The organism is Novosphingobium fuchskuhlense, from assembly GCF_001519075.1.
Taxonomy (GTDB): Bacteria; Pseudomonadota; Alphaproteobacteria; order Sphingomonadales; family Sphingomonadaceae; genus Novosphingobium; species Novosphingobium fuchskuhlense.
Map to the genome: position 1 here is coordinate 959,093 of NZ_KQ954244.1, position 26,384 is coordinate 985,476.

The 26,384-nt window shown below is 64.5% G+C and carries 24 protein-coding genes and 1 tRNA gene; 16 read left to right on the forward strand and 9 right to left on the reverse strand.

The window, feature by feature from the left end; genetic code table 11:
* Nucleotides 1-26 precede the first annotated feature (26 nt).
* Nucleotides 27-2,528, reverse strand: a complete 2,502-nt coding sequence (locus tag AQZ52_RS04365) for a TonB-dependent receptor (RefSeq protein WP_067906708.1) — start codon at nt 2,526-2,528, stop codon at nt 27-29.
* Between the two features lie 66 nt (nt 2,529-2,594).
* Complete coding sequence (locus tag AQZ52_RS04370; protein ID WP_067906709.1) at nt 2,595-3,464, reverse strand: SMP-30/gluconolactonase/LRE family protein; 870 nt, start codon at nt 3,462-3,464, stop codon at nt 2,595-2,597.
* A gap of 732 nt (nt 3,465-4,196) precedes the next feature.
* Between AQZ52_RS04370 and AQZ52_RS19020 the strand changes: the two genes are divergently transcribed.
* A complete protein-coding gene (locus AQZ52_RS19020) occupies nt 4,197-4,466 on the forward strand; it encodes a helix-turn-helix domain-containing protein (protein ID WP_082697548.1) in 270 nt (89 codons plus the stop codon).
* Here the strand turns inward: AQZ52_RS19020 and AQZ52_RS04380 are convergent.
* From AQZ52_RS04380 to AQZ52_RS04395, 4 genes are all read right to left on the reverse strand, one after another.
* A complete protein-coding gene (locus AQZ52_RS04380) occupies nt 4,461-5,711 on the reverse strand; it encodes a tyrosine-type recombinase/integrase (protein ID WP_067906711.1) in 1,251 nt (416 codons plus the stop codon). The genes AQZ52_RS19020 and AQZ52_RS04380 overlap by 6 nt on opposite strands.
* 164 nt (nt 5,712-5,875) lie before the next feature.
* Nucleotides 5,876-5,949, reverse strand: a tRNA-Cys gene (locus AQZ52_RS04385).
* A gap of 85 nt (nt 5,950-6,034) precedes the next feature.
* Nucleotides 6,035-6,835: a crotonase/enoyl-CoA hydratase family protein gene (locus AQZ52_RS04390; RefSeq protein ID WP_067906713.1), complete on the reverse strand. Its 801-nt coding sequence runs from the start codon at nt 6,833-6,835 to the stop codon at nt 6,035-6,037.
* 35 nt (nt 6,836-6,870) lie between these two features.
* Entirely contained in the window at nt 6,871-8,070 is a 1,200-nt protein-coding gene (locus tag AQZ52_RS04395) for an LL-diaminopimelate aminotransferase (RefSeq protein ID WP_067906714.1), read from the reverse strand.
* Between the two features lie 149 nt (nt 8,071-8,219).
* Between AQZ52_RS04395 and AQZ52_RS04400 the strand changes: the two genes are divergently transcribed.
* The 5 genes from AQZ52_RS04400 to lptG all read left to right on the forward strand — a co-directional run bounded on the left by AQZ52_RS04400 (nt 8,220) and on the right by lptG (nt 14,186).
* Nucleotides 8,220-10,118 (forward strand): PHA/PHB synthase family protein, encoded by a 1,899-nt coding sequence (locus AQZ52_RS04400; RefSeq protein WP_067906717.1) that lies wholly within the window; start codon nt 8,220-8,222, stop codon nt 10,116-10,118.
* A 183-nt stretch (nt 10,119-10,301) separates the two neighbouring features.
* Complete coding sequence (locus tag AQZ52_RS04405; RefSeq protein WP_067906719.1) at nt 10,302-11,114, forward strand: phasin family protein; 813 nt, start codon at nt 10,302-10,304, stop codon at nt 11,112-11,114.
* A 194-nt stretch (nt 11,115-11,308) separates the two neighbouring features.
* The gene (clpS, locus tag AQZ52_RS04410; RefSeq protein WP_420806446.1) at nt 11,309-11,725 is read left to right on the forward strand and encodes an ATP-dependent Clp protease adapter ClpS; all 417 of its coding nucleotides are present in this window, start codon (nt 11,309-11,311) and stop codon (nt 11,723-11,725) included.
* Between the two features lie 123 nt (nt 11,726-11,848).
* Nucleotides 11,849-13,096 carry an LPS export ABC transporter permease LptF gene (gene lptF, locus AQZ52_RS04415; RefSeq protein ID WP_067906721.1) on the forward strand — a complete coding sequence of 416 codons (1,248 nt, stop codon included), beginning with the start codon at nt 11,849-11,851 and terminating at the stop codon, nt 13,094-13,096.
* Nucleotides 13,086-14,186, forward strand: a complete 1,101-nt coding sequence (lptG, locus tag AQZ52_RS04420) for an LPS export ABC transporter permease LptG (protein ID WP_067906723.1) — start codon at nt 13,086-13,088, stop codon at nt 14,184-14,186. The genes lptF and lptG overlap by 11 nt, the downstream gene beginning before the upstream one ends.
* 4 nt (nt 14,187-14,190) lie before the next feature.
* Here the strand turns inward: lptG and AQZ52_RS04425 are convergent, their stop codons facing one another.
* On the reverse strand, nt 14,191-15,285 hold the full coding sequence (locus AQZ52_RS04425; RefSeq protein WP_067906725.1) for a fatty acid desaturase family protein: 1,095 nt from the start codon (nt 15,283-15,285) through the stop codon (nt 14,191-14,193).
* A 133-nt stretch (nt 15,286-15,418) separates the two neighbouring features.
* Between AQZ52_RS04425 and AQZ52_RS04430 the strand changes: the two genes are divergently transcribed.
* Nucleotides 15,419-16,591, forward strand: a complete 1,173-nt coding sequence (locus AQZ52_RS04430; RefSeq protein ID WP_067906728.1) for a hypothetical protein — start codon at nt 15,419-15,421, stop codon at nt 16,589-16,591.
* Nucleotides 16,592-16,717: 126 nt separating this feature from the next.
* A complete protein-coding gene (locus AQZ52_RS04435) occupies nt 16,718-17,866 on the forward strand; it encodes an AI-2E family transporter (RefSeq protein ID WP_067906730.1) in 1,149 nt (382 codons plus the stop codon).
* 147 nt (nt 17,867-18,013) lie between these two features.
* On the opposite strand, the gene AQZ52_RS04440 is transcribed toward AQZ52_RS04435, so the two are convergent.
* Nucleotides 18,014-19,345, reverse strand: a complete 1,332-nt coding sequence (locus AQZ52_RS04440; RefSeq protein ID WP_067906733.1) for a dicarboxylate/amino acid:cation symporter — start codon at nt 19,343-19,345, stop codon at nt 18,014-18,016.
* A gap of 80 nt (nt 19,346-19,425) precedes the next feature.
* Here AQZ52_RS04440 and glmM point away from each other — a divergent pair, with 80 nt between their 5' ends.
* The 3 genes from glmM to thiD are packed head-to-tail and all read left to right on the forward strand — an operon-like array spanning nt 19,426 to nt 21,749.
* Complete coding sequence (gene glmM / locus AQZ52_RS04445) at nt 19,426-20,763, forward strand: phosphoglucosamine mutase (protein WP_067906735.1); 1,338 nt, start codon at nt 19,426-19,428, stop codon at nt 20,761-20,763.
* Between the two features lie 12 nt (nt 20,764-20,775).
* Nucleotides 20,776-21,003 (forward strand): DUF1272 domain-containing protein, encoded by a 228-nt coding sequence (locus tag AQZ52_RS04450; RefSeq protein ID WP_067906737.1) that lies wholly within the window; start codon nt 20,776-20,778, stop codon nt 21,001-21,003.
* Entirely contained in the window at nt 21,000-21,749 is a 750-nt protein-coding gene (gene thiD / locus AQZ52_RS04455; RefSeq protein WP_067906739.1) for a bifunctional hydroxymethylpyrimidine kinase/phosphomethylpyrimidine kinase, read from the forward strand. The genes AQZ52_RS04450 and thiD overlap by 4 nt, the downstream gene beginning before the upstream one ends.
* On the opposite strand, the gene AQZ52_RS04460 is transcribed toward thiD, so the two are convergent.
* Nucleotides 21,746-22,627, reverse strand: a complete 882-nt coding sequence (locus AQZ52_RS04460; protein WP_067906741.1) for an LOG family protein — start codon at nt 22,625-22,627, stop codon at nt 21,746-21,748. The two genes, thiD and AQZ52_RS04460, sit on opposite strands and share 4 nt — an antisense overlap.
* Before the next feature lie 261 nt (nt 22,628-22,888).
* On the opposite strand from AQZ52_RS04460, the gene AQZ52_RS04465 reads away from it, so the two are divergent.
* From AQZ52_RS04465 to AQZ52_RS04485, 5 genes are all read left to right on the forward strand, one after another.
* Nucleotides 22,889-23,263 (forward strand): hypothetical protein, encoded by a 375-nt coding sequence (locus AQZ52_RS04465; protein WP_067906743.1) that lies wholly within the window; start codon nt 22,889-22,891, stop codon nt 23,261-23,263.
* A 209-nt stretch (nt 23,264-23,472) separates the two neighbouring features.
* A complete protein-coding gene (locus AQZ52_RS04470; RefSeq protein WP_067906745.1) occupies nt 23,473-24,510 on the forward strand; it encodes a tyrosine-type recombinase/integrase in 1,038 nt (345 codons plus the stop codon).
* On the forward strand, nt 24,470-24,826 hold the full coding sequence (locus AQZ52_RS04475; protein WP_067906747.1) for a hypothetical protein: 357 nt from the start codon (nt 24,470-24,472) through the stop codon (nt 24,824-24,826). Before AQZ52_RS04470 ends, AQZ52_RS04475 begins: the two co-directional genes overlap by 41 nt.
* 560 nt (nt 24,827-25,386) lie before the next feature.
* Nucleotides 25,387-25,845, forward strand: a complete 459-nt coding sequence (locus tag AQZ52_RS04480; RefSeq protein ID WP_240481447.1) for a DUF2946 domain-containing protein — start codon at nt 25,387-25,389, stop codon at nt 25,843-25,845.
* 245 nt (nt 25,846-26,090) lie between these two features.
* Nucleotides 26,091-26,357 carry a thioredoxin domain-containing protein gene (locus AQZ52_RS04485; RefSeq protein ID WP_067906749.1) on the forward strand — a complete coding sequence of 89 codons (267 nt, stop codon included), beginning with the start codon at nt 26,091-26,093 and terminating at the stop codon, nt 26,355-26,357.
* Nucleotides 26,358-26,384 lie beyond the last annotated feature (27 nt).

Sequence of the window (26,384 nt, forward strand, 5' to 3'; positions counted from 1 at the left end):
GTGCCGCAGCACCCGCCTGGGTCACATCAGAACTTCTTCTTGACCGTCACCGCCCATTCGCGGGGACGACCGGGCATGCCCGAGATTGATCCCGCTCCCGCACCGGTGAGGTCGAACTTCGAAAGGAAATAGTACTTGTCGAAGAGGTTGGTCACCTCGAACGAAACGTCCAGATCCCGGCCGGCGTTGCGCCAGGTCAGCCGTGCGTTTGCAATGGTGAACGCTTCAGCCGTGGCGAACAGGTCCGAAGGCGAACCCTTCGGTGCGATCGTTGCGGTGCCGGCAATCGCTCCCTGATAGGCTGCGTCGAGGCGCGGCGTGATCGAACCGGCGCTGCCGAGATCAGCCTCATACTGGATACCCGCGCTCCACTGCGCCTTGGAGACGCCGCGCGGAGGCGAGACCAGTTGGCTGACAAGCGCCGGATCGCTGGAGCAGCCGCTGGTTGCCCCTGCGGGGTTGACCACGGCTGGAACAACGCACTTCCACTTCCAGTCCAGCACCGAGGCCGAAGCGTCGATCTGCAGGCCCTTGACCGGCTGGATGAACAGTTCGGCTTCCAAGCCCTTCACATCTGCGTCACCAGCGTTCTGCGGGACGGCGCAAGGGCCGGGACCACCGAACTGCGGGCAGGACAGCAGCGTTAGCTGCGCGCCCTTGAACTTGTTGTAGTAAGCCGAGACGTTGAACCTGACGCGGCGGTCAAACAAGTCGGTCTTCAGGCCGAGTTCGAAGGCCGTAAGCTTTTCCGGACCGAACGGCACGGCCTGTGCTGCGTTGAAGGGACGCGGCGCGATGCCGCCGCCCTTGAAGCCCGTCGAAACCGTCGCATACGCGAGCACTGCGGGAGAGAACCGGTAGTCGGCACTGACACGGTAGTCGAAACGGTTGCCATTGAACCGGCCTGTGCTGCCCGTCAGAGCCGTGCCGTTTGGACCACTGTAGCCTGCCCCGTTTGCAGCGCCGACCGGATCGAGAAAGCCGTTGATCGTCTTGCCGTCGAGATTGAAGCGGTTGAAGGTGTAGGCCTTCGACTCATTGGTGTAGCGACCACCTAGGGTGATCGTGAGTGCCGGGGCCGGGTGGATAATCGCAGTGGCGAATACGGCCTTGGACTTCGAGCGCACCGGATCGTTACCAATGAACTGCAGCGGGAACAGGGGCAGCGGGCCGGTCGGGAGCGCAATCGCCACGTACCGGATGTCCTGAAGTGTGTAGTAGGTGGTCTTCTCGTCAGAGATGAAACCGCCGACAGTCAGGTCTGCCAAATCGCCAAGTTTCGCATTGAGGCGAAGTTCCTGGCTGACGAACCAGCTATCGAGCTGGCTGATGCCAAAGCCGACATTGGCGGGCGAAAGGTCGCCATCAGGGCTGAAACCGGTATCGAACTTGCGATAGGCCGTGATCGACTGAAGCTTAAGATCGTCGTTCAGCTTGAAGTCCGCATTGGCGGCGAGGCCCCAGCCTTTGTATTCCATGCGGCCGGAGCCTTGGGTTGCCGCCATCGGCAGGCCGTTCAGCGGCGGGATCGCACCGGCAACGAAGGATGCAGCCGTGTTTCCATTGGTGCCATAATTGCAGAAGCGACCGCAGATGAAGCGCGAGTCAAAAGGCAAGCCATTCGACGTCGCGACGTTCGGATTGGTGTTGTTGGCATAGAGCAGCACTTCGGCGGAGTTGCGGCGGCTGTCGCGGATGTAATCGCCGCTGACAGTGAGATCGACGGCATCCGATGGGTTATAGCGCACGATACCGCGCAGGGCCTTGTAGCCGACGTCACCGTCCTTGCCGACGACACAATTGGTGCCGCCCGCACGCGTCGGCACGCCGCTGGCCGGGAACGCACAGCCATAGTCGATGTTCTTCACATAGCCTTCCTGGTCCGCAAACGTGCCCGAAACGCGTGCGAAGAGATCCTTGGCGATAGTGAAGTCCACGCTGCCGCGCAGGTTGATCCGGTTACGAATGCCGTATGTGGCCGAGAGATAGCCGCCAGCTTCACCAGTCGGCTTGCGCGAGATGAACTTGATCGCCCCGCCTTCGGAATTGCGGCCGGTCAGCGTGCCTTGGGGGCCGCGCAGAATTTCGATGCGCTCCACGTCGAGCAGATCGAAGTTGGCACCGACGAGGCGCGGGTAGTAGACATCATCGATATAGAGACCGACGCCGGGTTCCAGCGCCGGGTTGAAATCGATCTGGCCAAGCCCGCGGATTGAAGCCGTGATCGAGGGACCAAAGGCGGCAGTCGTCGGGCGCAGCACCACGCTGGGCGCCTGGTTGGCGACTTCAGTCAGGCTCGTCTGGCTGCGCGATTCCAGCAGCTTGCTGTCGACCGCGGTGATCGCCAGCGGCGTATCCTGGAGCCGCTGCTCGCGGAACTGCGCAGTGACCACGATCTCGTCTGTGGTGGCAGGCTGCGCCGCTTCCTGCGCCTGCGCCGCCACGCCGGTGCAGATGGCCAGCACCGAAGCGCTGAGCCCCAGACGGAGTGCTGACTGGCGGATTCTGATGGTGTTGCGCTCTCTCATATTCCCTCTCCTGCATTGCCGGATCGAAATGCGTCCGGCTGATCTGTGTGGTCTAGAAATCTGCCGCTAGCCGGCGAAGCGCGGCTCGGGCAGGCCAGTGAAACCCAGCCCGTCAATTACGAAGGTTGCCCCGTCGAGCGGGTCGTTGGCGCGCCCCATGAAGGATGGATCGAGGCTGGGAACGAACAACCGGTCCAGCCCCGCGCCGCCGAACATGACGCTACCCGGCAGACGAACCGGCATGTCGATGATCCGGTCAATCGAACCATCGGCCAGGAACCGGACCAGCTTTCCGCCCTCGCAGATCGCGCTCCATACTCCGCCGAGCGTATCGACCGTCGCGCCGTCGGGTATCCCGCCAAGCTCGGCCGTGCCGGCAAAAGGGCGGCGGTTCGAAACGGCTGCCGTCTCGATGTCGTAGTCGTAGGCGTAGATCTCGTTCCGGATCGAATCCGCGTGATAGAACGTCGCATTGTCCGGGGACCAGCAAGGGCCGTTCGACAGAGTTATGCCCTCGTCGATCACGCGCAGCTGCGAAGCACCGGGCTCCAGAACATAGAGCTTGCCCCGCGCATCCTTCATGCTCCGGTCGCTCGATCCGACGATGAAACGGCCCCGCCGATCGACCTTTCCGTCCGCCAGTTGCACCTGATCGTCGAGGTCCGGGCTTGAGGCAATCAGGGTGCATGCACCGCTATCAAAGTCGAGAGCATAGACACCATTGGCCAGCGCGACGATCGCTCCGCCGCTCTCGCGCAGCGCCATCGATCCAATGATGCCGGGAACCTCCCATGTTCTCGTAAGACCTGTGACGGGATCAAGTTTGTGGACTTTCCGCCCCAGTATATCGATCCAGAAAAGCAGCCCTGAGCCAACGTCCCACACCGGCCCTTCGCCCACAAGGCAGCGCGGCACCTCCAGCTTCGCTATCTGCATTGCAATCTCCCATCCCCGGCCTGTGACCGGTGGTTATGAGGCATAATCATTTAACACCATTAAGGAGTCAAGCGCCTTGCTCGCTTTTCTGCTCATCAGTGCGTGTGAAGGGGTGGAAGACCAACTCGAACCCGGTGGGCGCGCATGCCCTGCCGACTGCTGATATCTGCTAGCCCCAGATCATGCAGAAGAAGTGGCTATTTGCTTCCGTGGAGCGGAACATTGGCGAAGAGCGTTGAGCACAGGAGCTTCCCCTCAGGCGCCTGATAGGCTACGTATCCTGCGGGATTGAGGCCCATTTCTCCGAAAGCATTGGGCGGAATCTCTTGAACACATCGCGCACAAATTGGGAACAAATTCAAGCACACCGTACGCGACTTGTCGCAGGCTGCAAGTATACGAAACATAGCAACAAAGTGTCAGTTTCGGGCGCTTTGTCGCTTTCCCGTCACTCTGACTTACAGCGTCCCGATGCAAGTCAGTCTACCGTTATGGTATAGCAATGCCGCGAAAATTCTGACCTTGCATGTTCTTGACATGTTCCAAAGTCTGCGGTAATTTAAATGGGTCTTTCGCAGGGTGACCAGGCTCCTTCTTTTGAAGGAATCTGATAATGTTTCGATCGAGGATCTGCCAAGTTTGCAGCTTTGGCCAACTTTGCTCACTTGAGTACCATGTGGTACCCGCGAGCAGTCTCGAAGCCGTGGCCGCACTGAGTGCGGAGGCGGGCCGATGATCCGTCGCACGACAAACATCAGCACTCCCTACGGCGAACAGCTGGCCTTGCCCTTTGGTCGGCAGAAGCGCTCCGAGGCGGCCCCACTAGAACCGTTCACGGTCCGCATATCCGAGGCCATGCGCCTCACCGGGCTCCGGCGGTCCAAGGTCTACGAACTCATCGCCTCGGGTGATATCGAGGTGGTCAAAGTTGGCCGGTGCAGCCTTGTGGTGGTCGCCAGCCTGCGCGCGCTGATCGAGCGCGGGCGACAGGCTCCATCATGACGCGCTGTGCCCGAACTTGGGCCTGAGAATGGTGGCGCCCGCGCGCAACTGGTCCAGATAGTCCGACCAGTGCTGCATCATGCGGACGCGTTCATCCCAGTACTGGCCGCGCGCATAGGCACGGCGGATGGAATTCCCATCCGCGTGCGCCAATTGCCGTTCGATTGCGTCAGGGTTCCAGGTCCCCATTTCATTGAGCATGGTGGCGGCCATCGCGCGGAAGCCATGGCCTGTCATCTGGTCCTTGCTGAATCCGAGGCGCCGAAGCGCGGCGTTGATCGTGTTATCCGACATCGGGCGATCGACCGACCGCAGCGATGGAAACAGAAAATCGCTGTAGCTCGCATCGTGCTCGATCTCCTCGATGATCGAGAGGGCCTGCCGTGATAGGGGAACAGCGTGGGGCCGGCGCATCTTCATCTTGTGGTCCGGTATCGTCCAGACACGCTTGTCGAAATCAAACTCGCTCCATTCTGCCCATCGCAGTTCACCAGGCCGGACGAACAGGTGCGGCAGAAGCCGTAGCGCGATCTGAGTCAAATGGTGGCCATCGTAATCCTCGATCGCACGAAGGAGTCCGCTGGCTTCCGTGGGCGTCGTGATCGCCGCACGATGGTTGGTGCGCGGAGTGACGAGCGCACCGCGCAAGTCCGCACAGATGTTCCGATTGGCGCGGGCTGTCGCGATGGCATAGCGAAAAACCTGGCTGCAGGTGCTGCGAATGCGGTTCGCCGTATCATAGCGCTTGGTGCTTTCGACCTTCTTCAGGACGAGCAAAAGCTCGTGGGCCGTTATCTCCGAGATGGGCCGCTTGCCTAGCGCTGGATAAGTTTGCTCGAGCAGCCACCTGGCCTTTTTGAGTGTGATCGCGGCCAAGCCTTCCTTCTCGATCTTTTCAAGCCACTCTTCCGCGACGGCTTGGAAGCTGTTGCTGGCGGCAATCGACTTGGCGATCTTTTCCAGTTTGGCTTGCTCCAGCGGATCAAGGCCTTTGGCTAACGATCTACGCGCATCAAGCAGCATCTCCCGCGCTTCGCCGAGCAGCATTTCGGGCCAACGACCGAACGAGAGCGTGCGCTGCTGTCCGCCAAAACGGTAGTTCATTCGCCAGTATCGGATGCCGGTGGGCATCACGAGCAGGTACAGGCCATCGCGGTCGGAGAGCTTGTACGGCTTCGACCTCGGCTTGGCATGCTTCACCGCATTGGCGGTGAGCCCAGATTTGCGTGTTGCAGCTTCCGACATTGATGGACCTCCGCGTCCAGCATCGGGCTGTGATCCATCACCTGTACCATCAATGGTCCCGGATGCGGACGGATCGACCCACACTGACATGGAGAAGTATATCAGGAAAAATGCTGAAAAAGAGCCATTTACCGGACGTCACTGGACGTCTTCAAACGGTGAAATGGAGGCCCGAGCCGGAATCGAACCGGCGTAAACGGATTTGCAGTCCGGTGCGTAACCACTCCGCCATCGGGCCCCGATGCGCATCAGCGTGGAGGAGCGCGGTTAGCCGAGCGCTGCGGCGCCCGCAACGGGATTCTTTCGCTCGCGCCCTTCGCGGATCAGGGATCGACGAAATCGCCGGCGCGCTTTTCCATGCCGGCCTTCACCGCCTCGATCTGGTTGCGCGAATACATGAGTTCGTGCTGCGCCACGCTTTCGGCCATGAGGATCTGGTCCTCGTCCATGTGCGCGGTGCGGTTGGTGAGCAGTTTGGCCCCGCGCACGGCGGTCGGACTCTTGCCGGCGATGTCCTTCGCCAGTGCCATGGCGCGGCCCAGCGGATCGACATCGGCGTGGGTGGCAAAGCCGAAAGCCGCCGCCTCGGTGCCATTGAATTCGCGGTGGGTATAGGTCAGTTCACGCAGCACATCGTCGCGCACATTGCCGCGCCACAGCGCATAGCCGCCCATGTCGGGCACCAGGCCCCACTTCACTTCCATCACCGCGAGCCGTGCATCTGGGTGCATGATGCGGATGTCCGCGCCGCTCGCCACCTGCAGCCCACCGCCGAAACATACGCCGTGCACTGCAGCGATCACCGGCACTGGCAGGCTGCGCCACACCATCGCGGCATATTGCGCGCGATTGGCATTGCCGTGGGTGCGGTCGGTCAAACTGCCGCCACTTCCCCAGCGATCAGGGTTGCCCATGCTGGAGAGGTCCAGCCCGGCGCAGAACGACCGTCCCGCGCCGGACAGGACCACGCTGCGCACGCCCTTGGCGCTGTGCAGATGGGAGCCGGCCGCAATGATCCCCTCGAACATGGCATCGTCGAGCGCGTTCATCTTGTCCGCTCGATCGAGCAGGACATGGGCAACGTGGTCTTCGATGGTCACACTGACGCGATCATGGAACTTCATGGCTTATCCTGCTCCGAACCGTTGTCTTATGGCGCTCAGGCGGCGCTGGCGTTGACGCCCATGCTGCTAAGATACCGGCGAATGTTGCGCGCAGCCTGGCGCAGGCGCTGCTCGTTCTCCACCATGGCGATGCGGACGTAGCCTTCGCCATCCTCGCCATAGCCCACGCCCGGGGCGACTGCGACTTCGGCGTGAGTGAGGAGCTGCTTGGAAAACTCCAGACTGCCCATCTCGCGCAGCGCCGGCGGCAGCGGGGCCCAGGCGAACATCGAAGCGCGCGGGCTCGGGATCTCCCAACCGGCACGGCCGAACGCCTCGACCATCACGTCGCGGCGCTTCTGGTAGAGCAGGCGGTTCTGTTCGACGATATCCTGCGGGCCATTGAGCGCGGCGCAGGTCGCGGCCTGAATGGGCGTAAAGGCGCCGTAGTCGAGATACGACTTCACGCGGGTCAGCGCGGCGATGAGCTGCTTGTTGCCCACGGCAAAGCCGACGCGCCACCCGGCCATCGAGAACGTCTTCGACATAGAGGTGAACTCGACCGCGACATCCTTGGCACCGGGCACCTCGAGGATCGAGCGCGTCGGGTTGCCGTCGAAATAGAGTTCGGAATAGGCAAGGTCCGAAAGAATCCAGACCTTGTTCTCCTTCGCCCAGGCAACAAGACGCTCGTAGAACGCGAGGTCCACCGTCTCGGCCGTCGGGTTCGAAGGATAGTTGACGATCACCACCGAGGGGCGCGGCACGCTGTAGCGCATCGCGCGGTCGAGCGATTCCCAGTAGCGCTCGTCAGGCGTCGTCGGCACCGACCGGATCGTGGCACCCGCAATGATGAAGCCGAAGGTGTGGATCGGGTAGCTGGGGTTGGGCGCCAGCACAACGTCGCCCGGCGCGGTGATCGCGGTGGCGAGGCTGGCGAGGCCTTCCTTCGAGCCCATCGTCATGACCACTTCGGTCTCGGGATCAAGTTCCACATTGAAACGGCGCGCGTAATAATTGGCCTGCGCCTTGCGCACACCGGGGATGCCCTTCGATGCGGAATAGCCATGTGCATCGGGCTTCATCGCCACTTCGCAGAGCTTTTCGATAACGTGCGGCGGGGGCGGGAGATCGGGATTGCCCATGCCGAGATCGATAATGTCTGCCCCACGGGCGCGTGCGGCGGCCCGCATCGCGTTCACTTCGGCGATGACATAGGGCGGCAGGCGCTTCATGCGGTAGAATTCTTCGGTCACGGTGGGTTTACTCACTCCTTTGGCCCGGCAAAAGCACCGCGCCATCATGCCCCTTACGACAATCGTCGGCCCGTGGGAACCGGAAGGGATCACAACCGTCATGAAGAGCGCTATAAGGCCTCCCAAGCGCAACAGGGAAACCCACCGTCATGGCCGAAGCCGCAACGCCGCCCGAAAACCCGCTCGATACGGCGGTGATCGAGGATCTGATGCGCCAGCAGGGTGAGGCGATGCAGGCCTTGTTTGCCCCGTTCCTGCCGACGGCCTCGACCCCCCTGCCCAATCTGGCGACCGATCCGGCGGCCATGCAGCACTGGGGGATGTCGGCCGCAAAGCTGCAGAAGATGTGGCTCGATTTCGGCGCCGAGCAGGCCGGGCAAGTGGAGCCCGTGCTGGCCCGCATGGCGGACCCGGCGCGCTGGACCGCGTTGTTCAACGACTGGTATGCGGCGATGCCGATCTCGCAGACCGAGACCCAGGCCAAACTCTGGGAAGACGGGCTGGAACTGTGGACCAGCGTGCTTGGCCGCTATGGCATCGGGCCTGCGGCGCAGGCATCCAGGGAAGCGCCGCTGCCGCGCAAGGACCGCCGCTTTGCAGATCCGCGATGGGCCGACCAGCCGTGGTTCGCGCTGCTTCACCAGACCTACCTGCTGATCGCCGAAAAGCTCACCGCGATGGCCGACGAAGTCAAAGGGCTGCCGCCGGAGCGCCAGCAACAGGTGCAGTTCTTCACCAAGATGGTGGTCGATGCGCTGAGCCCTGCCAATTTTCCGATGACCAATCCCATCGTGATCGAACGCACGCTGGAAACGCACGGTGAGAACCTCGTTAAAGGCGTAGAGCACCTGCTGGCAGACATGCGCAAGGGCCAGCTGACCCACGCCGACCCGGAAGCCTTCGAACTCGGCCGCAATATCGCGATCACGCCCGGCAAAGTGGTCTACGAGACACCGCTCTACCAGCTGATCCAGTACAGCCCGTCGACCGAGACCGTCCTCGCGGTGCCGCTCCTGATCTTCCCGCCATGGATCAACCGGTTCTACATCCTCGACCTGAACCCCAAGAAGAGCTTTATCCGCTGGGCGGTGGAGCAGGGACTGACGGTGTTTGTCGTCTCGTGGAAGTCGGCCGACGCCTCGATGGCCGACATCGTCTGGGACGATTACGTGATGGCGCAAGTCGAGGCGATCGACGTTGTGCGCAAGCGGCTGGGCGTGGCCCAGACCCACGTGATCGGCTACTGCGTGGCGGGCACCACGCTCGCCGCGACGCTGGCGCTGCTGGCCCGGCGCTGCGAGGCGGACAAGGTGCGCTCGGCCACCTTCTTCACCGCGCAGGTCGATTTCGAGAAGGCCGGCGATCTCAAGTCGTTCATCGACGATCAGCAGATCAAGATGCTCGAAGGCATGGTCACCGACGGCTATCTCGACGGGCGCTACATGGCGGCCACGTTCAACCTGCTGCGCGGCACAGACCTTATCTGGAACTATGTCGTCAACAACTACCTGCTCGGTGAAGACTACCCCGCCTTCGACCTGCTGCACTGGAACGGCGATACCACCAACCTGCCGGCCAAGTGGCACAAGACCTATCTGGAAGACCTCTACCGCGACAACCGGCTCGTCATGCCGGACTCGCTGACAATCGACGGCACCCCGATCGACCTCAGGCTGATCGCCACGCCCTGCTACATCCAGGCAGGGCGCGAGGACCACATCGCGCCGGCGGAAAGCGTGTGGAAGCTCACCAGGCTGCTTTCGGGCCCATGGCGGTTCGTGCTGGCAGGCTCCGGCCATATCGCGGGTGTGGTCAATCCGCCGGACGCAGAAAAATACCAGTTCTGGCGCAACGATGGCGAGCCGACCACCCTCGCGGAGTTCGTCGCCGGCGCGAGCGAGACCAAGGGCAGCTGGTGGCCGGACTGGATGGCGTGGATTCGCGAGTCGGACGCAGAGACCTTGCCGGCCAAGGGCAAGCGCGTTCCGGGTGGGCGTGGCGACCCGGTGATCGAGGACGCGCCCGGACGGTACGTCAAGACCCGATAGGCCGCATCCGCGAAGGCAGGTATACTCCCGTCATTCCCGGCACTTCTTCTCATGGTGCACTGCACAATGGGGCTTGACGTTTCGCGCTTGCACTCCTATTTTGTGCACTGCAACACGACTTGCTGCTGATCCGCCTGGTGGATCGTGCTCGCGGGGCGTGTCCGGCGCAGGAGCAATCAGGTCATGGAAGACGGAGTCAAGGGCATCGCAGACGCCGCAATCGCAGCGCCCGTTGCCGCGGCTGAGATCGCCGCGACCGAACCGCTCGCGCAGCCGGAAGGTCCCGCAGTGGACGCCGCTCCGGCGCCCGCTGCCAAGGCCAAGGGCAAGGCCGGTCGCCCGCGCAAGGTCGCCGCGCCCGCTCCTGCAACGGCTGTGGAAGCGCCGGTGGCGCCGGCTGCAAAGCCGGTCCGGAAGGCTCCGGCGAAGCGTGCGGTCAAGGCCGCGAAGATTGCGCCGAAGCCTGCCGCGAAAACCAGCACGATCCCCGTCAAGACCAACCAGAACGAGGCGACCTCCACGAAGAGGGCGCCTGCCAAGCAGAAGGACTTTATCATCATGACCGCCAGCACCACCGAAATGACCGAGACCATCCAGACCGCGATGAAGGAAGCTGCCGAAAAGGCGAAGGCCGCGCTCGAGAAGAGCCAGGCCGCGCTGGGCGACATGGGCACCTTCACCAAGGGCAACGTGGAAGCCGTCGTCGAATCGACCAAGATCCTTGCCACCGGCCTTCAGGAAATGGGCAAGAGCTACGCCGCCGAGACCAAGACCGTGGTCGAGACGATGCAGGCCGAAATCAAGGAACTCGCCGCGGTGAAGTCGCCCGCCGAGTTCTTCGAGAAGCAGAACGCGATGCTTCGCAAGCAGTTCGACGCCGCGGTCGCCGCGACCTCGAAGAACAGCGAAGCGATGCTCAAGCTCGCCAGCGAAGCGTTCCAGCCGATCTCGAACCGCGTCAGCCTCGCGGTCGAAAAGATCAAGCACGCCGCCTGAACGGCCTCGCCGTCCGGCGCTGCGGCGCTGGACTGGGGCGGAACACGCACGCGGGCCGGATGGGTTTTGCCTGTCCGGCCCGTTGCCGTTCAGCACGGCCAGACGCGGGCTCGATCTGGACTTTGAGGCCAAGTGTTCAACCGCCTCTTGTACGCACGGGCCTGCAATGCGATATTCCGGTCTACGCCATGAGCATGAAAGCCATCCCCGGCGCCCCTGAGGGCCCTGCCGCCTATAGCGCCGCCTTCGCGCTGCGCACGCCCGCGCGCGCTGCTGGCGATGACGAGACCAAGGGCCCCGGCGAGGGCAATGGCGACGACCAGGTGGGCATCGCCACCAAGACGCGCACGCGCCCCAAGAAGCCCAGCATGTTCAAGGTGCTGATGCTCAACGATGATTACACGCCGATGGAATTCGTCGTGATGGTGCTCAAGCGCTTTTTCAACATGGACCTGGAGCAGGCCACGCGCGTCATGCTTCACGTTCACCAGAAGGGCGTCGGCGTCTGCGGGATCTTCCCCTACGAGATCGCCGAAACCAAGGTGAACCAGGTGATGGACTTCGCCCGGCAGAACCAGCACCCGTTGCAGTGCACGCTCGAGAAGGCCTGATTCGCGCCTGAGCGCCCGCCTGCATCGACGAGGCGCTTGCTCACGCCAGCATTTTCACCTTCCGCCGGCCCCGGAACCGGGCTAACCGGGACCCTTAACCCGGTCCAGTGAGCCGCCCAGCCCTTGCCTTTCATCACCGCCACCGACCGATATATTGCCCGGCTCGTGTTCGTGCCGATGTGCGCGGTTTTCGTGATCGCGGCGTCTCTGCTCGTGCTCGACAAAATGCTCAAGCTGTTCGACTTCGTGGCGACCGAGGGCGGGCCGGTGAGTGTCGTGTTCAAGATGCTGGCGAACCTCTTGCCGGAATACGCCAGCCTCGCGATCCCGCTCGGGCTGATGCTGGGCATCCTCCTCGCCTTCCGCCGCCTCGCGACCTCGTCGGAGCTGGACGTGATGCGCGCGGTGGGCCTCTCGTACACCCGGTTGCTGCGCGTGCCCTACCTCTTCACAGTTGTGCTCGCGGTGCTCAACCTGGTGATCGTCGGCTATCTCCAGCCGCTTTCGCGCTACTACTACGAGCAGTTGCAGTTCGACCTGCGCTCGGGCGCGCTCGGCGCTTCGATCAAGGTGGGCGAATTCAACACGCTGCAGGACCGCACCGCGCTGCGTGTCGACGCCAGCCGCGACGAGGGGCGCGATCTGCGCGGGATCTTCGCCCGGATCGCCACCAAGGACGGGCAGGTCCTCGTCATTTCCGCACGCGAAGGCCAGTTCTTTGCCAACAAGGAAAACCCCGATACGGTGATCCTGCGCTTGTCGGAGGGACAGATCGTGCAGGACGGGCCCGGCATCTCGTCGCCGCGCGTGCTGACCTTCGCGACGCATGACCTGCCGATCGACCTCCCCAAGATCGAACAGTTCCGCAGGCGCGGCGAGCGCGACCGGGAGTATTTCCTGCCGGAACTGCTGCGGATCGGCTGGAGCAAGGATTCAAGCCAGGCGGCGCGCTACCAGAGCATCGCGAGCCTCAACTACCGCCTTGTCGAAGTGGCGATGATGTTCCTTCTGCCGCTGCTGGCAGTGGCCCTGGCCGTGCCGCCCAAGCGCTCCAGCTCGGCGCTCGGCGTGTTCGTCTCGATCGTGATGGTCGTCGCCTACCACAAGGTGAACGAGTACGGGCAGGACGTCTCCAGCCTCGGCCGGGTCGATCCGACGCTGGCGCTGTGGGGCCCCTTCGCCCTTTTCGCGGCGCTGATCACCTCGATGTACTGGCGGCTTGCCTATGTTCCCGGCGGCCAGCCGATCGGCGCGCTGGAAACGGGCTTTGCGAAGATCAGCCGCTCGGTGATGAAGCTGTTCGCCGCGCGCCAGCCGCGCAGCGCGAAGACCCTCGCGGCGGAAGCGTCGGGAGCCGTCGATGCTGCTTGATTTCTTCCCCTCACGCACGATCACGCTCTACATCGGGCGCATGTTCGCGATGCGGATTGTCGCCGTGTTGCTGATGCTTGTCCTCGTGCTGCAGATGCTGGACCTGCTCAGCGAAAGTGGCCGCATCCTCGCCGCGCCGGGCAACGGGCAGGGCGAACTGCTCACGTATGCGGGCTTGCGGGTTCCGCAGCTGATCAGCCGCTTCCTGCCCTATTCGGTGTTGCTGGCGACGATCATCACCTTGATGACGCTCAACCAGAACAGCGAGGTTATCGCACTCAAGGCCGCCGGGCTGTCGGCGCACCAGGTGCTGGCGCCGCTGTTTCTGGTCGCCGCGCTGACCTCGCTCGTCACCTTTGCGTTCAACGAACGGGTCGTGGTGCGCTCGACCGCCACCCTGAAGGCGTGGCAGGCGGTGGACTACCGCGCGATCCCGCGTGACAGCGCGGTAAAGGCGAACGTCTGGCTGCAGGACGGCAGCAACCTCCTCTATGCGCGCGCGGTGACAGGACAAGGCGCCGCGACGCGGATGACCGACGTGAGCTGGTACCGGCGCGATCCCTCCGGGATGGTGACCGAGATCGTGCGCTCGTCCGAGGCGACCTATGCGCGGCCCGGCTGGCACTTCACCAAGCCGGCGGGATTCGACGTCCAGAGCGCGCGCAGCCTGACCTATGCCGCCGATCAGATCTTCGCGAAAAGCGTCGATCCGGCGCAAGTGGTGATCCGCAAGGCCGATGCCGATGGCGAATCGATCAGCCAGCTTTCGGCGTCCATCGCCGCGATCCGGGGCGCCGGCTACCGCACGAGCGAGCTCGAAGGCAAATGGTGGCACAAACTTTCAGGACCGCTGTCTGCGCTGCTGATGCCGCTGCTCGGCGCGGTCGCGGCGTTCGGCCTGGCGCGTTCGGGCATGCTGTTCATCCGCGCGGTGATCGGCATGGCCCTGGGCTTTGCCTATTTCGTGGTCGACAACGCCGCGCTCGCGATGGGCAATTTCGGCGGTTACCCGCCGCTGCTTGCGGCCTGGGCGCCGTTCTTCCTGTTCCTGCTGATCGGCGAAACAGTGCTGGTCAGGACAGAAGAGTAGCGTTTCAGCGCGCAGTCATCGTGCTGCGCACCAGCCGGCCAAGCAGCGGAAACAGTCCGGCGTAGCTCGAACGGGTGTAGGTCGAGCCCGTACCGAGTTCTGCGGTCAGCCGCCTGTGCGCCTCGCCCAGCGCGTGATAGGGCACGCTTGGCAGCAGGTGGTGCAGCGCGTGATAACGCAAGCCGACGGGCGCCCAGAGCACGGTCAGCCAGCCGGGCGGCGGCACATTGACCGAATCGAGATACTGCCCCGTCACCGTCATCGTCTCGCCCTCGTTCTCCCACAGGTGGGCCACGAGCGTGCGCGCCTGGTTGAGCACGGCGCCCATCGCGATCACGGCAATGCCGATCAGCAGCGGCCGCCAGCCATGCGCGCTCGACCAGCCGAGCAGGAACCACGCCCAGGCCGAAGCGCCGGCTTCCTGCCAGAACACCATCCGCGCGAAGTCACCCTCCGGCGGGCGGCGCTGGAACGAAGGGTTGATCGCCAGCGCCGAGGCACGCGCCCAGACCAGCCGACGCAGCGGCGGGATCACCGCGCCCAGCGGCACCAGCACCGCCGAACGCACCAGCAGCGCCACGGGCAGCAGCAGCGCGGTCAGCAGGAAGACCGGCAACGACCATGGCTTCATCAGCGCGAGCGGCAGATACTCGGGGTCCTCCACCGTGCCATAGCGGGTGCGCGCGTGATGCAGCGGGTGCACACCTTCATACATGAACGAGGGCGTGAGCATCGGAATGCCGACGAGCAGGTTCCACACGAAGCGGAAGCCCGGCAGCGCATTGCGGTGGATGTGCGAAAGCTCGTGGATGAACAGCAGCGCACGGTAGAACGCGAGGGCGGACAGCACGCCGCAGGCGGCTGCGAGCAACGCGTTTGTGGCAAGGATCGCGCCCGCCAGCGCGGCATAGCCGGTGAAGGCGGAGGCCAGCATGTCCGGCCAGAAGATCGCGGGGCGGGCCTCGCCCAGATCGCGGGTCAGCTCCACCGCAGCGCGCAGCATCGCCTTGTCGTCCGGCGTGCGCGCGAGGATCGCGGCATCGCCGGGCGCGGCGGCCAGCGGCTGCGGAGCCTTTTCGAGCGAGGTGGAGGCGGGCATGCGACTGTTCCTGTTTGACCTGAGGCGGCTTGTCCAGAGACCCTTTGAGACGTGTCCGGCTTGACAATCCGGCCCGGGCCAACGCAGGCAAGCCCTGCATTTTTCCCGAATACTTCCAAACAAAGGCAAGATCGTGGCCGGAACCCCAGACAGCAGCGGCGAAGTAGTCATCACCCCGGTATCCGGCAAGGCCGATCGCACTGCCTTTGTGGACTATGCCTACCGCATCAATGCCGGTGATCCCGCATGGGTGCCGCCGCTCCGGATGGAAGCGATCGAACTCGTCACCCCGGGCAAGAACCCGTTCTTCGAACACGCCGACGTCCAGCTCTTCCTCGCCCGGCGCGGCGGCAGGATCGTCGGGCGCATATCGGCGCATATCGACCGCCTCGCGGTTGCCATGGACCCGGCGCAGGGCATGGGGCCAGGCACCGGCAACTGGGGCCTGCTCGAGGCAGAGGACCAGGCCGCGGCCCATGCGTTGATTGCCCGCGCCGAGGCGTGGCTGCGCGAAAAGGGCATGACCCGCGTGCTTGCGCCGATCTCGATGTCGATCTGGGAAGAGCCGGGGCAGCTCGTGCGCGGCTTCGAACAATCGCCGACCGTGATGATGGGCCACCAGAGCAAGCGCTATCCGGCCTACATCGAGGCGATGGGCTACACCCCGGCGAAGTCGCTGCTCACTTACGAGCTCGATATCAGCAAGGAATTCCCGCCGCTGATCCAGCGCATCGTTGCATCGGGCGAGAAGAACCCGCGCATCCGCATTCGCGGCGTCGACAAGAGCAGGTTCGATGCAGAGGCAAAGCTGATCCTCGACATCCTCAACGATGCGTGGTCGGACAACTGGGGCTTCGTCCCCTTCACCGATACCGAGATCGCCTATGCCGGCAAGAAGTTCAAACCGATCGTGCGCGAGGATCTCATCATGGTCGCCGAATATGACGGCGAGCCGGTCGCTTTCATGATGACGCTGCCCGACCTCAACGAAGTGCTGAAACATATGGGCGGCTCGCTCTTCCCGTTCAACTGGGCCAAGCTGCTCCTGTGGCTGCGCAACCCCCGCGTACGAACGATGCGTGTGCCGCTGATGGGTGTGCGCAAGCGGCTTCAGGCCTCGCGACTTGCCAGCCAGCTTGCCTTCATGATGATCGAATACATCCGCCGCAATTCGGTGACGCGCTATGGTTCGACGCGCGGCGAGATCGGCTGGATCCTCGATGACAACCAGGGGATGGTCGCCATCGCTGATGCCATCGATAGCAAGGTCAACAAGGAATACGTGATCTACGGCAAGGGGCTTTAAGCGAACCTTGCCGGTTCGGTCATGGCGGAGGAGCTGGCCGGTACCGCACCAAGCGCGCTCTTTCGCGCGCTTGGCCGAAGAGACGCCTTGATCCCGCCACACGCGGGGTCCAGATAACGGCCCGAGATGGCCGATATGCCCGATCCCGATCTTGAAACTGCTGCCGCGGTGCCCCGCCTGCCCGATGAATGGGCGGGCGATACGCGCGAGCGGCTGCAATCGGCGATCCTGCTGCTCCTCATGGCCGGGCTGTTCCTCGCGCTGCCGTTCGTACTCTCCATCGGTTCGGTGGTGTTTCTGCCGCCCGTCACGGCGCTCGTCTTCACGATCATCCTCGCTCCGCTGGCCGACCGGCTGAGCCGTATCGGCCTGCCCGGCATGCTGGCCTCGCTGCTTGCCATTCTCATCATGGCAGGCGGGATCGTCGCAGCGCTCGGGCTGATCCTTCAGCCGGCTTTCGCGATGGTCGATCAGGTGCCGGACATGCTGGCTGTCGTCAGCCGCCGGTTCGCCGAATGGCGCGGCAATCTGGCGTGGATCAACGATTTCAACCGCCAGCTCGCCCGTCTCATGGGCCACAGCCCGCGCGAGGTCGTGCTGGCCAGCCCCTCGGTGATCGAACAGGTCGCCTTCGCGACCCCGAGCGTGGTCCTCGAAGTGCTCGTCACCCTGCTGATGACGTTCTTTATGATCGAGACGCGCCTGCGCGTGCAGCGCCGCCTTGCGCAGAGCGCCCACAGCGCGAATGCCTCGGTGCGCATCGCCCGCGTCATGCGCGATGTGCAGGACCGGGTGGCGGGCTACCTACTCACTGTCGCGCTGATAAACCTCGGCATCGGCGTGATCGTCGCGGGCGGCGCCTATGCCTTCGGGCTCAGTGCGCCGATCATGTGGGGCGGCCTCGCCTTCGTGTTCAATTTCCTGCCCTACATCGGCCCGCTTGCGATGATGGCGCTGCTGGGGCTGGTCGGGCTCGGAACGGCCAGCTCGGTGTCCGTGGGCTTCGTGCCGATGCTGGCCTTCCTCGGCCTTCACGCGATCGAGGCAAACTTCGTGACGCCCGCCATCCTCGGCGCCCGCCTCACGGTAAGCCCGGTCGCGATCCTCGTTGCGATCAGCTTCTTCTCGTGGATCTGGGGCGTGCCCGGCGCGCTCCTGTCGGTGCCGATCCTGCTGATCATCGAGGCGATGCTCGACAATCTCGGGCGGCCCAACGTGATCGGCTTCCTGCTGGGCGAGCCGCTTTTCCGGCCCGGATCGGGGCTCAGCCGCTAGCCGGTTCCGGTCAGAGTCTGTTCCATTTGCGTGGAAGCGGTACCAGCCCACTCCCCGCCCGGCCACCCGAGGGAATTGTACGCTATGGATGGCCGGGCGGGGGAGTCGGCTGGTGCCGCAACCGTTTCAGTGTAACTGAAACAGACCCTAGCTCGGCCGGTCGCGGCGGTCCACCGCCGCGGTCACGGCCACATCGCAGGTCACATTGCCCAAGGTGCGCATCAGATCGGGCAACACTTCCACCGCCACCAGCAGCGCCAGCGGCGCCACCGGCACACCCATGGCAATCGCGATGGGGCCGACCGAGGCGATGAAGCTGATCGTGCCGGGCAGGCTGACCGAGCTCAGCGAAACGAGGATCGCCATGATCCATCCCGAAGCAAGCATCGCGGGCGAAAGCGGCACCCCGTACCACTTCGCCACATAGACCACGACCGCCAGGTTCATCGCCGGGCTTGTAGCGCGGAACAGCGCGACCGCCAGCGGCATGACGAATTCGGAGGTCGCAGGCCGCACATCGAGCTTGCTGCACGCCCCCAGCATCGCCGGCAGCGAGGCGAGCGAGGACTGGGTGGAGAGCGCGAAGACCTGAACCGGCACCATCGCCCGCGCGAAAGCGAGCGGCGAAAGCCGCGCGAGCAGCACCGCGACGAGGTAGCCGATCAGCAGGATCGCCGAACCGGTCAGGATTACCACCAGCACATAGTGCGCCAGCGCGCCGATGGCGGCAGAGCCGGTCTTGGCCGCTACCGTCAGGCTCAAGGCCAGCACGCCGACCGGCGCAGCGGCGAGCACCCAGCCGATCACCACCAGCATGGCCGAAGCAATCGCGGCGAAGAACGTCGCGAGCATCGCGCGCTGCCGCGCCTCGATCCGCGTGCTGGCGAGCGCGAAGACCGCGACGAACAGGATCATCGGCAGCATGCGATCATTCGCCGCCGCGTCGATCACATTGGTCGGCACGATGGCCTTCAAGTATTCCGCCATGCCCGGCAGCGGTCCCGAAGGCGGCGCGGCCAGCGTGGCCCGCAGGGCCGCCCCCGCCGCGCCCGGGATCGGCATCAAGGTTAGCAGGAAAGGTGTCAGCGTCAGCGCGATCAGCGCGCTCAGCCCCAGCACCAACAGAAACAGGCCCAGGCTGCGCCGCGCCAGCGCGCCCGCATTGGCGGTGGCGACGACCTGCACCGTGCCGGTAAACAGCAGCGCCGCCACCAGCGGCACGATGGTCGCCTGCAAGGCTCGCAGCCACAGATCGCCAACCGATTCGGACACCATCAGCACGGCGGGAAGCGCTTGCGGCACCAGCAGTGCCAGCGCGAGGCCGCCGCCCAGCCCCAGCGCGAGCGAGGCAAAGGTCCACGAAGCGGGCACTTGCGCGATCGGCGGTAGCACGAAGCCCCTCGGGGCATCGTGCATCGCATCTAGGCTGGCATCGACCGGGGCATCACCCGATGAAGTATCGTTAATCAGCTGGTTCATCGGGCGGTGACATTAAGCGTGTAGGGGCATATGGCAATCCGCGCCGCGCAGGCGCACCGCAAAGGGACTTGTTTCAGGCAATGGCACGCAAATTCTTCGGCACTGACGGGATCCGGGGCCGGACCAACGCCGGTGTAATGACGGCAGCAACCGCAATGAAGGTGGGTCAGGCCGCCGGCACCTACTTCCTGCGCGGCGATCACCGCCACCGCGTGGTGATCGGCAAGGACACGCGCCTTTCCGGCTACATGCTGGAAAACGCGATGACGGCCGGGTTCACCAGCGTGGGCATGGACGTGGTCTTGCTCGGGCCGATGCCCACGCCCGCCGTCGCCCTCCTCACGCGCGAGATGCGCGCCGATGTCGGCGTGATGATCTCGGCCAGCCACAACCCGTTCGAGGACAACGGCATCAAGCTGTTCGGCCCCGACGGTTTCAAACTTTCGGACGAGGACGAACTCGCGATCGAGGCCATGCTCGAGCAGGATCTGCCTCTCGCGGATGCGAACGACGTGGGCCGTGCCCGCCGCATCGAGGATGCGCGCGGCCGCTATATCCATGCGGTCAAGGCCTCGCTCCCCCATAACGTGCGGCTCGATGGGCTGCGCATCGTGGTCGATTGCGCCAATGGCGCGGCCTACCACGTCGCACCCTCCGCCTTGTGGGAACTCGGCGCGGAAGTGATCGCCATTGGCGTCGAGCCCAATGGCAAGAACATCAACGCCGGGGTCGGCTCGACCCACCTCGATGCGCTGAAAGCCCGCGTGCGCGAAGTGCGAGCCGATATCGGCATCGCGCTCGATGGGGATGCGGACCGGCTGATCGTGGTCGACGAGAAGGGCCAGACGGTCGACGGCGACCAGATCATGGCGCTGATCGGCGGGCGGCTCCATGCAGCCGGCGCGCTGCGCGGCGGCGGTGTGGTCGCCACCGTTATGTCGAACCTCGGCCTCGAACGCTACCTCAATGGCCTCGGCCTCGAACTGGTGCGCGCCTCGGTGGGCGATCGCTACGTGCTCGAGAAGATGCGTGAAGGCGGCTACAATGTCGGCGGCGAGCAATCGGGCCACATGATCCTGACCGACCACGGCACCACGGGCGACGGCACCGTGGCGGCGCTCCAGGTCCTCGCCGCGCTGGTCGCCTCGGGCAAGCCCGCGAGCGAGACGCTGCACCTGTTCGATCCGGTCCCGCAGCTGCTCAAGAACGTGCGCTTTGCCGGTGGAAAGCCGCTCGAGGCCGAAAGCGTCAAGACGGTGATCGCCGAGGCAGAGGCGCAGCTTTCTGGCAAGGGCCGCCTTGTCATCCGCCCCTCGGGCACCGAACCCGTGATCCGCGTGATGGCGGAAGGCGACGACGCCCGTGAAGTGGAGCAGGTGGTCGACAGGATCTGCGACGCTGTGCGCAAGGCCGCCTGAGGAGATACTGCGATGCTGGAAATGCGCCCCGATTGCGAACGTTGCGGCACCGATCTTCCGGCGGAGTCCCCCGGCGCCTTCATCTGCTCGTTCGAATGCACCTTCTGCGCCGAGTGCGCCGAGGCGCTCGACGATCGCTGCCCCAATTGCGGCGGCGAACTGATGGACCGCCCCAGCCGCGCCAAGGCGCTCCACGCGAAGTTTCCGCCGTCCAGCGAGCGGAAGTTCAAGACGAAATGACGCCGCCACCACGCGTGCTGTCCATCGCCGGTTCGGATTCCGGCGGCGGTGCCGGCATCCAGGCTGACATCAAGACGATCACCATGCTCGGCGGCTATGCGATGACCGCCATCACCGCGCTGACAGCGCAGAACACCTGCGGTGTCACAATGGTCGAGGCCGCCAGCCCCGCGATGGTCGCCGCGCAGATCGATGCCTGCACCGGCGATCTCGGCGTCGATGCCGTGAAGATCGGTATGCTGGGCTCGCCCGAAATCGCCGCCGTGGTGGCCGAGCGGCTTGAGCGGCTCGCCGTACCTGTCGTATTCGATCCGGTGATGATCGCTACCAGCGGCGCTACGCTGGCAGACAACGCCACGATTGCCGCGTTCGAGCGGCTGATGCGAATCGCCACGCTGACGACGCCCAACGTGTCCGAACTCGCCGCGCTGGGCGGTGAGGCGGCGCTGCGCGCGCGCGGCATCGCCTGGTTGGGCAAGGGCGGCGATGCGCAAGGGCCGGACGTCACCGACCGGCTGGCCGTGCCTGGCGAGGACGACGTCGTATGGACTGCACCTCGCATCGTCACCCGCCACACCCACGGTACCGGCTGCACCCTTTCGAGCGCCATCGCCACCCATCTGGCGCGGGGGCTAACGCTTGCAGATGCCGTGGGCGAGGCCAGGCAGTTCGTGCGCGCAGCGCTGCTGGCCGCGCCCGGCTTCGGCGCCGGCCATGGCCCGTTGGGGCACTGCGCCGTACGCTAGGCCACATCCAGCCCGTAAAACGCGGTGATGTGGTCCCAGGCCTCTTCCGCCGTCTCCACGATATGGAAGAGGTCGAGGTCGCCGGGGCTGATCACCCCTTCCTCGGCCAGCGCCGCGAAGTTCACCACCCGCCGCCAGAAGTCTCCGCCGAACAGCAGGATCGGGATCGGCTGCATCTTGCCCGTCTGCACCAGCGTCAGCAGCTCGAACAGCTCGTCGAAGGTGCCGAAGCCCCCCGGGAACGCCGCCACCGCCCGCGCGCGCAGCAGGAAATGCATCTTGCGCAGCGCGAAGTAGTGGAACTGGAACGAGAGGTGCGGCGTCACATAGGCATTGGGCGTGTGCTCGTGCCGCAGCGTGATGTTGAGCCCGATCGATTCCGCCCCCTCGTCCGCTGCGCCGCGATTGGCCGCCTCCATGATCGAAGGGCCGCCGCCCGAGCAGATCACGAAGTGGCGCTTGCCGTCCTCCACCACCGCGCTGCGGCTGGCGATCTGCGCCAGCCTGCGCGCTTCCTCGTAATAGCGGGCCTTGGCAATCAGCCGCTCCGCGACCTTCTGCTTGTCCGGTGTCGTTGCGGCCGCGCGCACCGCATCCGCCTCCTCAGGCGAGGGTATGCGCGCCGAACCATACATCACCAGCGTCGAGCCGATCCCCGCCTCGTCGAGCAGCATCTCGGGCTTGAGCAGCTCGAGCTGGAAGCGGACCGGGCGGAGCTCCTCTCGCAGCAGGAAGTCGATATCGCGAAAGGCGAGCCGGTAGGCCGGATCCTGCTGCTGCGGGGTGACGTATTCGTGGCTTTCGACAAAGCCGGCTTCCTGCTCGGCCTTGTAGAACTTGCGGCGCGAGAGCTCGTGGGCGATTTCGTCTTCGGTCATGGCCGAAAGGTGTCGCAAGGGCTGCGCGAAACCGCAATGGGCGATGCCCGCGCATTAAGAATTTGCTACCCGCAGATGCGCCCGATGCGGTGCAATTAACGTGCTTTCGGTGGGCTGGCAGGCCGGAAATTCGGGCTGTCTCAAGCGCGCAGGCCTGCATTTTAGGGCGAATTTCACCATGATCGGTAACCCGGCCCTAACAAGAAGTTTCAACATACTCCGGGCCAATACTCAGGGGCTCCACACGAGAAGGACCCCACAATGCCGCCAATCCGATCCCTGCCCCTTGCCCCTGCGCTTGTGATCGCCGCATCGCTGGCTGCAAGCGCCGCGCACGCTGAAGCGCGCCGCTCGGCGCAGAGCTTTCCCGCACCCCGCATGAGCCTGCCGGCCTTCTTTGCCATACCCCCGCGCGTGGCGACGCCGCTGCGCCCGAGCCATGAGGAGTCCATCCGCGCGTCACTTGACCAGCCGCGCAAGCCGGAACGGGAGAACAGCTCGAAGCCGGGCATCAAGGACCACGACCGGTTTGACAACCGTCGCTACGATAACGACCGCGAGGAATACGAGCGCGCCAAGGAACGTGCCGGCCATCATTTCGGCGGGCATGGCCGGGACGACAGCCCGGGCTGCTGAACTGGCGGACCGGCCCATCCCGCCAACCCGAAGGTCCGGCAAGACCGAGCGGTGCCGAGGAATACCTGACCAAACGCGGCAGGACGGATCGCCCGCCTCTTTCAGCGCAGCACTTCTTGCCGGGTGTTGGAAAATGGATGCCCCGCGAGGACTATCACCTTCTTCCACCGACTTCCGCCACAAAATGTGGGGAAAGAAGTGGGGAAGCCATGGGCAAGCTGACGGTGTTGCAAGTCAGGAATGCGAAGCCGGGCGTCGGCCCGGACGGCAAGCGCCGCAAGCGTGTCCTTGTGGACGGTGCTGGCCTACTCCTGATCGTCGCGCCGACTGGTGCTCGCAATTGGGTCCTACGCATCAAGGACGGCCAGCGCCGGCGCGACATCGGGCTTGGTGCGGCCGACATCGTTGGCGCGGGGCGGAATAGAGGCGAGATCGATGAAACGCCCTTGATGCTTCGCCGGATTCTTTCGCCCGCGGAGGCGCGGGAGAAAGCCGCCGCACTTCGGAAGCTGGCCAAGGCCGGCGCCGATCCTATCGCGGAACGCGATCGCGAGCGGCGCGCAACACCGACATTCGGGGTTGCTGTCACCGAGGCACACGCGACGCTCAAGTCGGGCTGGTCGGATCGCACGGCCAAGGCATTTCTTGCGTCGCTGGAGGAACATGCGGTGCCCAAGCTCGGCACCGCGAAGGTCGACGTCATTGGCAGCGCGGACGTGATCGCCGCCTTGGCACCGATCTGGACAAGCAAGCCTGTGATGGCCCGCAAAGTGCGCAGCCGCATCGGACAGGTGCTGGCCTTCGCGAAGGCGCGCGGATGGCGCAGGGAAGCCCTGCCGGACGCGCGGGAACTGCGCTCGGGTCTCGCGAAGCAGGAGCAGGGCAAGAACTTTGCTGCCATGCCGTTTGCACAGATCCCCGCCTTCTTCGCGGATGAGCTCGGCAAGGAGGCCACGGCCAGCCGGTTCGCCGTGCTGTTTGCAATCCTGACAGCCGCCAGATCCGGCGAGGTGCGCAACGCCACGTGGGCACAGATCGACCTCGAGGCACGCACATGGACCCGGCCGGCCGCCATGATGAAGATGGCCAAGGGCCATGTCGTCACCCTTTCGGATGCAGCGGTAGCCTTGCTGAAGCAATGGAAGCCGGACGAGGCTCTGCGGGATGGTCTGATCTTCCCCGGTCTGAAAGAACCCGCTCTCCGATATGTCGCTCACAAAGGCGCTGCGGACGGCTGGGCGGGATGAAACGGTCCACGGCTTCCGCTCCACCTTCCGCGACTTCGCTGCAGAGCGCTGCCCGACAATCCCCGCCATGGTCGCCGAGATGGCACTCGCGCACAAGGTCGGCACCGCGACCGAGCAGGCCTACCTCCGCAGCGATCTGCGCGACCTGCGCCACGCGCTGATGGACGCCTGGGGCCGATTTGCCGCGCCCTCACTGTCGGGCGTCGCGGAGAACGTGACGGCAATCAGGAAGGCGGAGGCGGGTGAATTTCAACGGGTGCCTAGCCCAATGGAAGCGGTTCGTACGGGGAAGTGGGGCAAACCGTCCGCACCGTAAAGCAAGTCTCAAGTTCGGCCCATTCACGGGCTTCAAATGGCACGCTGTTCCTGCGTTTCGTGTTCCGGACCATGCACATTGCACAGCACTGCAAGCCCTGAAGTCACTCTACTTGAGTTGCGACAAACAGCGAGAGAAACCTGACATTTTTTTATTTTCATATTCTTAAGTCTGGCGACAAGTCGCGTACGGTGTGCTTACCTTCTCCCTTTCGATCAGCGTGGTTCCATGTGCCTGGAACGTGGACAAAACAGCTTAAGAACCTTTGGTCCGGGGGGACCTCTGGTTGCCCTCAGGCGCTGGCCCGAATGGCCATTGTGCCTGCGCCTGAGCAAACAGGACAGGAAGAGCGCTTTGGCGTCAGAAGTGCGATGCGGGATGGTGCTCTGCGGTTTGGTTCATTTCAGTGGAACGCCCGCCCAAGGGCCGTCCCAGGGGAGCATCGCAAGCGAACTGGAGCCTGCACATTGCCAATCAAGCGCAGATTGGTCCCGATCCGCGCTGCGTGTTTGCCGCTTGCGCGGAATCTCCTTGCAGCCCAGAGGCTCCCCCAAAACGGGATGACAAAACCCTTCCATGCGCGTATCGGCGGCCCCAAGATGAGCGGTTTGCGCACCTTCCTCCTTCGCTATCGGGCCATGGCATTTGCCCTGATGGCTCTGGCGCTCGCGATGAAGGCGATCGTTCCGGCAGGCTATATGGTCGGCGCGGAATCGAAGGTTCTGACAATCCGCATCTGCGACGATGCCCAGCTTTCAGCGGCAGCTCACAATGCCCTGAACGCCCGCGATATCGCCATTCCGATGAAGGGCGAACCGGCAGGCAAGCACAGCAAGGCTGACGGCATGTGCCCTTATGGCGCGCTCTCGTTCGCGGGCCTTGCCGGGGCTGATCCGATCCAGCTTGCGCTCGCGCTGCTGTTCATTCTGGCCACCGGCTTTGCCGCGCTCGCGCTGCCTGCGCCGCGCCGCATTTCTTATCTGCGCCCGCCGCTGCGCGGTCCACCAGCCCTCGCCTGACGCAACCGGGTCCGGCGCCACGCCGGACCATCGGCCTGCCCACACGCAGGCCATCCGTCAGATCCGGCCGGCTCTCTACAAACGCATGGTCTGCGTGGCTCGGGGTCGGCCCGCCCGGAAAGCTGTTCCGGGCGATTGAGGCCGGAGTGCCTTCGCGATGTACACGATTCTGCGCTGTTCGCCCGAACGGGGCCACCGAGCATGGCCAAGGGGCCAAGGCGGCATCAACACCCCTGATCCTGCAGATGCGGGAAAATCGGTCCCATCTCTCGAACGAAGCGCGCAGCGCGGTGACGGCGCTGGCGCCCTTCGCGGGAGCGATCCTCCCCGCGTTGGAGGGCCCGCTATTCGTCCCCATCGCGGCGCTCGGCGGCCTCACCGGCGGTGACTACACCATCGATCACAGCGCCGCCGTGCTGATGATGAGCGGCAAGGGCCACCTCGCCGACATCATCGGCCACGACGATCCCGACGCAGCCGCGCTCGCCAAGCTCAAGGCGCTGGCCGGCTGAAGCTTTCCCAACTCAAGGAAATCCTTA